Source organism: Roseateles sp. P5_B10, assembly GCF_056400485.1.
Map to the genome: position 1 here is coordinate 1 of NZ_JBFULE010001262.1, position 1,024 is coordinate 1,024.

Sequence of the window (1,024 nt, forward strand, 5' to 3'; positions counted from 1 at the left end):
GGGCCGTACTGCGTGGCCAGCAAGTCCGGCGCGTGCTGGCCGAAGAAGTTGCGCAGGTTGTTCACGTCGCGTATGAGCATGCGCGGCGCATGGTTGTTGCCGGCGGCGTCCACGGCCTGCGGCAGGTCAATGATGACCGGGCCATCGGCGGCCAGCAGCACGTTGAACTCGGACAGGTCGCCATGGATGACACCCGCGCAGAGCATGCGAACGACCTCGCCGATCAGCGTGTCGTGGTGCTGGCGCGCCTCGGCCGCGCTGAAGCTCAGGTCATTGAGCCGCGGTGCAGCGTCGCCGAACTCATCGGCCACCAGTTCCATCAGCAGCACGCCATCATGGAAGTTGTCGGGCCGCGGCACCCGCACGCCGGCCGCAGCCAGGCGGTAGAGCGCGTCGACCTCGGCGCTCTGCCACGCCGCCTCCTGCTGCTGGCGGCCGAAGGTCGTGCGCTTGGCCATCGCGCGCGCCTGCCGGCTGTTGCGGACCTTGCGGTTCTCGGTGTAGTCGACGGCCTGGCGGAAGCCCCGCTTGTTGGCCTCCTTGTAGACCTTGGCGGCACAGGTGTCATCGCCGCAGCGCACGACGTAGACATCGGCTTCCTTGCCGCTCTTCAGTTGCCTAACGACGCTGTCGATCAGGCCTTCATCAATCAGTGCCTGCAGGCGGGCGGGTGGTTTCATGGCGTCATTGTCGACGCGGGCGGGCCTGGTCTCAGGAGCCCAGCTTCTGCCCCGCCGAAACAGGCGCCGCGACGACCACCAGTTCGATCAACAACCCCGGCGCCAGGCCAGATTGGAAGCAGGCCCGCTGCGGCCAATGTTCGGGATGCGGCCCGATCCATGCCTGCCATTGCAGGTCGAAAGCATCCCGGTTGGCGATGTCGGTGAGGATGACCTGCAGCGACAGCAGGTGGGTGCGCGCCGAGCCGGCTTCCTGCAGATGCGCTTCGAGCATCTGCAGGCTTTGACGCACCTGTTCTTCAAAGCCGACCGAGAAGTCGGTCGCGTTGGCCACCGTCCAGACC

The 1,024-nt window shown here is 66.7% G+C and carries 2 protein-coding genes; both read right to left on the bottom strand.

Features of this window, described 5'->3' with window-relative positions:
- A partial coding sequence (locus tag AC1DU6_RS32600) for a PA4780 family RIO1-like protein kinase (protein WP_477862391.1) occupies positions 1-680 on the bottom strand: 680 nt, incomplete at its 3' end.
- 31 nt (positions 681-711) lie between these two features.
- Positions 712-1,024: Rid family hydrolase (locus AC1DU6_RS32605; RefSeq protein WP_477862393.1), on the bottom strand; the 313-nt coding region annotated here is incomplete at its 5' end.